General features: G+C 66.6%; 6 protein-coding genes. 2 read left to right on the plus strand and 4 right to left on the minus strand.

Features of this window, described 5'->3' with window-relative positions; translation table 11 throughout:
* Positions 1–36 precede the first annotated feature (36 nt).
* From BCUN_RS08885 to BCUN_RS08895, 3 genes are all read right to left on the minus strand, one after another.
* Positions 37–492, minus strand: coding sequence for a flavodoxin (locus tag BCUN_RS08885; protein ID WP_033515230.1), 456 nt, complete (start codon positions 490–492; stop codon positions 37–39).
* Between the two features lie 203 nt (positions 493–695).
* Complete coding sequence (locus BCUN_RS08890) at positions 696–1,496, minus strand: SDR family oxidoreductase (protein WP_033515228.1); 801 nt, start codon at positions 1,494–1,496, stop codon at positions 696–698.
* Positions 1,497–1,533: 37 nt separating this feature from the next.
* The gene (locus BCUN_RS08895; protein ID WP_202961099.1) at positions 1,534–2,592 is read right to left on the minus strand and encodes a zinc-dependent alcohol dehydrogenase family protein; all 1,059 of its coding nucleotides are present in this window, start codon (positions 2,590–2,592) and stop codon (positions 1,534–1,536) included.
* Positions 2,593–2,834: 242 nt separating this feature from the next.
* Between BCUN_RS08895 and BCUN_RS08900 the strand changes: the two genes are divergently transcribed.
* Entirely contained in the window at positions 2,835–3,740 is a 906-nt protein-coding gene (locus BCUN_RS08900; protein ID WP_033515226.1) for a LysR family transcriptional regulator, read from the plus strand.
* A 15-nt stretch (positions 3,741–3,755) separates the two neighbouring features.
* Here BCUN_RS08900 and BCUN_RS08905 read toward each other — a convergent pair whose 3' ends face one another.
* The gene (locus tag BCUN_RS08905; RefSeq protein WP_051920988.1) at positions 3,756–5,030 is read right to left on the minus strand and encodes a polysaccharide deacetylase family protein; all 1,275 of its coding nucleotides are present in this window, start codon (positions 5,028–5,030) and stop codon (positions 3,756–3,758) included.
* Positions 5,031–5,159: 129 nt separating this feature from the next.
* Between BCUN_RS08905 and fbaA the strand changes: the two genes are divergently transcribed.
* The gene (gene fbaA / locus BCUN_RS08910; protein ID WP_033515222.1) at positions 5,160–6,224 is read left to right on the plus strand and encodes a class II fructose-bisphosphate aldolase; all 1,065 of its coding nucleotides are present in this window, start codon (positions 5,160–5,162) and stop codon (positions 6,222–6,224) included.
* Positions 6,225–6,305 lie beyond the last annotated feature (81 nt).

Raw genomic sequence — 6,305 nt, forward strand, 5'->3', positions numbered from 1 at the left:
TTGGATGCTCCTGGTCGGGCAGCGGGACGAATCGGCTCAGGCGCGCAGTTCCTTTGTGCTGGCGTTCGGCGTCACGCGGTGGCCGTCGACCCAGTCGGCGGACGGGGCGGAGTCGTGCAGCTGTACGCCGTTGGCGCCGCGCACGCTCATCGACGAGGTCGCGAAGGTCGTCAGCTTCTTGCCGGAGAAGTCATGCCCTTCCAGCCAGGTGCGCACCAAGCGCGGGGCGGTCTCCCACCACAGCGGGTAGCCGAGGAAGATTTCGTCGTAGCCGTCAATCGACGGGTCGTTCGCCAGTGCGGGGCGCATCGAACGGTCACGGTGCTCCACGCTTACGCGGCTGTTCGGGTCATTCCAGTCCAGGTCGGCGGCGGTGTACGGCTCGGCGGGCACCAGCTCGGCGATGTCGGCGCCGATGTCCTCGGCCAGTGTCCGCGCGGCGCGGGCGGTGTTGCCGGTGGCGGAATAGAAGACGACAAGCTTGTTGGTCATGATGGTCGTTCCTTTCGGTGTGGTATACGAGGGGAAGTCAGTCCTGCGTGCCGGGACGCAGCGGCCCATAGAAATAGCTGGCGGTGGCGCCGCCGTCGACGAGGAAGTCCGCGCCGGTGATGAAGGCGCCGACATCACCCATGAACAGCTCGGCCACGTTGGCCACCTCGTCGGCGGTGCCGGGACGTCCTGCCGGGCAGTTGTCAGGCGGTGCGGCCGGCGGCGAAGTCCTCGATGCGCTTCAGGTCCTCCTTGACGCGCTTGGGCTGGCAGCATGGCGGGAAGTTGTCCTCGTCGCGCACGCCGTCCAGGGTGTCCTTCGGGTCGGGGTCCAGGGCGGCGAACATGGCGTCGAGCCGTGCACGGTCCTGGGCGGGGCCGGTGGTGGAGACAAGCTCCAGGGTCTTGTACGCGGCAGCCTCGCAGCCGAGGGCCGTCACCAGGACCTGTGCGATCTGCGCGCGAGAGACCACGCCGTCCGCGGGACTGGCCGTGCGATGGCGGTCGCCCTGCTCGAAGACGAGCTCATGCTGGTCGGGGGCGTTCATGTCGAACCAGCCGGGGCGCACGATGGTGTACTCGTTGCCGCTGGCGCGCACGAGGCGCTCGCTGCGGCGCTTCCAGTCGTGGGTGTGCGTGGAGGCGTTGAAGCTGCCTTCCATGTAGGTTACGCCGATGGCGGTCATGAGCGCAATGCGCACGGGGCGTCCCTCGAGGGCGTCGAGCGCATTGCGCACGGCGCCGTAGTCCACGGATTCGACCATGGTCGGACCGCCGTGGGCGCCCTGCGTGAAGACGATGCCGTCGATGCCGTCGAGCGCGGCGCGCATCGAATCGACGCTCGTCAGGTCGCCTTCGATGACTTCGATGCCGGAGGCGAAGCGGGCGCGGGAGGCGTCGCGGACCAATGCCCGCACGTGGCATCCCTGGTGACGTCCCTCCTCCACGGCGTAGCGGCCGACGCTGCCGGTGGCGCCGACGAACAGGATGTGGGTGGGTGTCATGATGATGCTTCCTTCGTTGGTCTTGACGGTGGATCGTTCAGTGCTTCGCGATGTCGATCAGGGACTTGATGGCCTTGCGCTGGTCCATCGCCTCGTAGGCTTCCTGCACGTGGTCAAGGTCGAAGGTGGCGGTGAAGACGCGGCCGGGGTCGATCGTGCCGTCGAGCACGGCGGCGAGCAGGGCGTTGCGGTCGTGCCAGGCGACGGACGCGACCCCGCCCTTGAGACCGACGTTGCGCCAGAACAGCGCGGTGGTGTCGATGTCGGCGTCGTGGGGCACGCCCACGCGGCCCACGGTGGCGCCGGGGCCAGCCACGCGCAGCGCGGTCTCGATGCTCTGCTTCGAGCCGACGCATTCGAGCACCGCATCCGCGCCGGCGCCATCGGTCAGCTCCATGACGCGCGCCACGGCCTCGTCGCCGCGTTCGGGCACGATGTCTGTCGCGCCGAACTCGCGGGCAAGCTGCTGGCGGTCCTCATGGCGGCTCATGGCGATGATGCGCTTGACACCGAGCATCTTCGCGGCAAGCACGCCGGACAGGCCGACCGCGCCATCACCCATGACGACGACCGTGTCGCCCTCCTCGACCTCGGCGCTCACGGCGGCATGGTAGCCGGTGGCCATCACGTCGGAAAGGGTGAGCAGGGACGCGAGCTGCTCCTCGGAATAGTCCTCGGGCCTGCCGGGCACCTTGACCAGGGCGCTGTCCGCGAAGGTGGCACGCATGTATTCCGCCTGGTAGCCGGCGTTGCCGCCCGGTTCCGCATTGAAGCAGTCCGCTTCGAAGCCCTTGAGGCAGGCGGCGCAGCGGCCGCAGTTGTGGGTGAAGGGCACGATCACGAAGTCGCCCGGCTTGAGGTCGTGCACGTCCGTGCCGACCTCGTCGATCACGCCGATGGCCTCATGCCCCGAGAGCGAGCCGTGCTCGCGTTCGTTGATGCCGCGGAACCACCACAGGTCCGAGCCGCACACGCATGCCTTGAGCACGCGCACGATGGCGTCCGTCGGCTTCTCGATGACGGGTCGGGCGACTTCGTGCACTTCCATGACGCCGGGTTCCATGAACACTGCTGCCTTCATCGTCTGCTGTTCCATAGGTCCGTTCCTTCTTGGTCGGAGAGGTTGTCTGGCGTGGTGGCTGGCGTCTGCCGGCGGTGGGCAATCTTACGTTTTTCGTAAGAAATCTAGCCGCCGGCAGACGCCAGCCACCACCACATGGTTCGTGTTCCTGACTCTTTACGGTACGGGCGTATGGATTCCATTACAAATACCAGATTCTGGTATAACTGTATTCATAAAATGAATGTGAAATTCGGAATTCAGTGAGGAGCGCCCCGATGGACATCCAGACCCTACGCGACTTCGTGGCAGTGGTCCAGGAGGAGGGCATCTCGGCGGCGGCTGACGTGCTGCGCATCAGCCAGCCGACCCTTTCGCGCCGCATCCGTGAACTCGAGAAACAGCTCGGCGTGCTTCTCTTCACCCGCGGCAACCGCGCCCACGGCATCGAGCTGACGGCGGAAGGTGTCGTGTTCTACCGGCGCGCACGGGAGATCGTGGAGCTCGCCGACCGTGCACGCGAGGAAGTGCATCGCCGGGCGCGCGTCGAAGGCCCCGTGCATATCGCCGCCGCGCAGAGCAATGTCATGGAGGTCGTGGGTCGCGCCGCCACACGCACCCGCATGCTGCACCCGGGCGTCACTTTCCGGCTGCACGACGACTACGGTGCCAACAACGCCGAACGCCTCGACAACGGCTTGGCCGACTTCGCCGTGCTCGTGCAGCCGGTGGACATGGGACACTACGACCACCTGCCGCTGCCGGGCGGCGAGGCGATGGGCGTGGTGATGCGTGCCGACGACCCGCTGACGGCACGCGGGTCGATCACACCCGACGTGCTCCAGGAATTGCCGCTCATGGTGCCACGAGGCAGCCTGGACCGCCGCGACATCTCCGGTTGGTCTATGCAGGGGACGAATGCCAAGCCCTACGACGTCATCGGCACCATGAACCTCAGTTACAATGCCTCCCGCTTCGTGCGCGCCGGCTTCGGCTATGAACTGTGCCTCGAGGGCACCGTGGACACCTCCCCGGACAGCGGCCTGGCCTTCCTCCCCCTGGAACCGGAACTCCATGTGCGCCTGAGCATCGCCTGGCGTCGCGGACGCACCCTGTCCGCGCCCGCCGAGGCTTTTCTGGGCGAGCTGCGCAAGGTGGTCGCTGGCTCTTCTTCCTTGCTGTAAGCGCGAGGATGCCCCTTATAGCAAAGAAGAAGAGCCCGCTTGCGCGGCCTTGGGCACCCCTCCCAACTCGCACAGCTGGTCGATGGTGACGAACTCGTAGCCCTGCTTCCTCAGGTCGTCGATGATCCCGGGAAGCGCCTCGATGGTCTGCGTGCGGTCGCCGCCGCCATCGTGCATGAGCGCCACGGCGCCGTTGTACGCATTCTTGGACACCTCCTGGCGGATGGCCTTCGCGCCGGGCCTCTTCCAGTCGAGCGTGTCGATCGTCCACAGCACGTTCATGTCCATCACCGTGGCCGCTTCCTTCCACTGCTCCGCGCCGAAGGCGCCGTACGGCGCGCGCAGGATGCGCGTCTTGGTGTCCGAGGCCTTCTCCAGGTCCTCGAAGCTGGCGACGATCTCCTGACGCAGTTCCTCGCCGTCCAGGTCCGGCAGGTAGGGGTGGGAGACGCTGTGCGAGGCGACCTGGTGACCTTCGGCCACCATGCGCTGCTCGAGCTGCGGGTAGGCGAGCGCCTGCTCGCCGAGGTCGAAGAACGTGGCCTTGACCTTCTTCTGCCTGAGCACGTCGAGGATCCTGCCCGTGTACTGGCTGGGGCCGTCGTCGAAGGTGAGCGCGATGACCTTCCTGCCGTCGGTGGCGGTGGGGGAGAAGGACTGCACGACCAGCGGCACCGGCTTGCTGACGGTGCGGTGGACGTTCTCCTGCTTGCTTTGCTTGCCGATCCACACTTCGTTGACGCCGTCGACGCCCTGTTGCGTGACGACCTGGATGGGTCCGTTGTTGAGGTTGATGTCGGTGGGGAAGGGCACCTTGCGCTGTTCGACGTCGTGCGGCTCGACGACGTCGACGCCCGGCGTGACCGTCATCGTGGCGGCGCGCGCGATCGTCGTGGTCGCGTAGTCGGCGGTCGCCAACGGTTGGCCGTCGAGTTTCACGGAGACGGGCAGCCCGCCGTCCTTCTTCAGGATCGACCCCTTGACGGAGAGCAGGCGGCCGGGTTTGCGCCCGAAGTCGTCATGGTCCTTGAGCAGTTCGGCGATGGTGGTGTCCGCACTGGTGGTGACGGGTTCGTTGTCCACGCTGATGGTCACGTTTCGCCACTTGTAGGTCCACAGGTACCAGCCGCCGCCGGCCAGCGCCACGACGAGCAGCGTGGCCAGCGCCGCCGCGATGCCGGTGAAGACGGCGCCGTGGCGGCGTTTCGGCGGCCGCGCGGCGCCGTCGAAGTCGATGATTTCGATGTCGTCGGCGGTGTCGCGCAGGTCGTCGACGTCGTGTTCGTCCATGCTGCCCATGTCCTTCGTCCAGCCTCTCTCCCCAGTCATCGTTGCGATGTAAGGCCTACCCTAGCAGAGAACGGCCATGCTCTTGGCGCAGCGGTCCGCGATTGCGTGCGCGCGCGTGATAATGGAGGCATGACTATCGCAACACCGGAACGTTACCGCGAGATGCTCGACGCGGCGCGACAGGGCGGCTACGCGTTCCCCGCCATCAATGTGACCAGCACGCAGACGCTCAACGCGGCGCTGCAGGGCCTGGCGGACGCCGAATCCGACGGCATCATCCAGGTGTCGGTGGGTGGCTCCGCCTACTTCTCCGGGCAGAAGGTCAACGACCGCGTGACCGGCTCGCTCGCCTTCGCCGCCTTCGCGCACGAAGTGGCGAAGAAGTACCCGGGCATCACGGTGGCGCTGCACACCGACCACTGTGCGAAGCAGTACCTCGACGAGTGGGTGCGCCCGCTGCTCGACCTCGAGATCGAGGAGGTGAAGCATGGCCGTGAGCCGATGTTCCAGTCGCACATGTGGGACGGCTCCACGGTGCCGCTGACGGAGAACATCGCCATTGCTCGCGAGCTGCTCGACAAGTCCGTGCAGGCGCACACCGTGCTCGAGATCGAGATCGGCGCGGTCGGCGGCGAGGAGGACGGTCACAGCGCGGAGATCAACGAGAAGCTGTATTCGACGGTCGACGACGGCATCGCCGTGGCCAAGGCGCTCGGACTGGGCGAGCGCGGCCGCTACATCGCCGCCTTCACCTTCGGCAACGTGCATGGCGCCTACAAGCCCGGCGTGGTCAAGTTGCGCCCCGAACTGCTCCAGGAGATCCAGCTGGGGGTGGCCGCGGGCGTGCGCGACGGCTCCATCGACGCGGTGATGGATGCGAACGCGCCCGGTGACAAGCCCTTCGAGCTGGTCTTCCACGGCGGTTCCGGCTCCAGCCCCGAGGACATCGCCAAGGCGGTTTCCTACGGCGTGGTGAAGATGAACATCGACACGGACACGCAGTACGCCTTCACCCGCGCGGTCGCCGGGCATATGTTCCGGCATTACGACGAGGTGCTCAAGGTGGACGGCGAGGTCGGCAACAAGAAGATGTACGACCCGCGGTCCTGGGGCCGCGAGGCCGAGGATTCCATGGCCGCCCGCGTGGTGGAGGCCTGCCGGGAGCTGGGCAGCGCGGGCAAGGCGCTCCACTAGAAATCTCTCGTTTTTCCGTGACTTTTCTCGGGGACCCTGAATTAAAGCGGGCACCGGGTCGAAGAACTCAAAAGTTCTTCG

Origin of the sequence: Bifidobacterium cuniculi (assembly GCF_000741575.1) — a bacterium.
Lineage (GTDB): Bacteria > Actinomycetota > Actinomycetes > Actinomycetales > Bifidobacteriaceae > Bifidobacterium > Bifidobacterium cuniculi.

What these genes read in the sequence shown, in the direction of transcription:
- BCUN_RS08905 (WP_051920988.1), bottom strand. Translation starts at nt 5,030, where the DNA reads ATGGACGAACACGACGTCGACGACCTGCGCGACACCGCCGACGACATC.
- BCUN_RS08890 (WP_033515228.1), bottom strand. Translation starts at nt 1,496, where the DNA reads ATGACACCCACCCACATCCTGTTCGTCGGCGCCACCGGCAGCGTCGGC.
- BCUN_RS08900 (WP_033515226.1), top strand. Translation starts at nt 2,835, where the DNA reads ATGGACATCCAGACCCTACGCGACTTCGTGGCAGTGGTCCAGGAGGAG.
- BCUN_RS08885 (WP_033515230.1), bottom strand. Translation starts at nt 492, where the DNA reads ATGACCAACAAGCTTGTCGTCTTCTATTCCGCCACCGGCAACACCGCC.
- BCUN_RS08895 (WP_202961099.1), bottom strand. Translation starts at nt 2,592, where the DNA reads ATGGAACAGCAGACGATGAAGGCAGCAGTGTTCATGGAACCCGGCGTC.
- fbaA (WP_033515222.1), top strand. Translation starts at nt 5,160, where the DNA reads ATGACTATCGCAACACCGGAACGTTACCGCGAGATGCTCGACGCGGCG.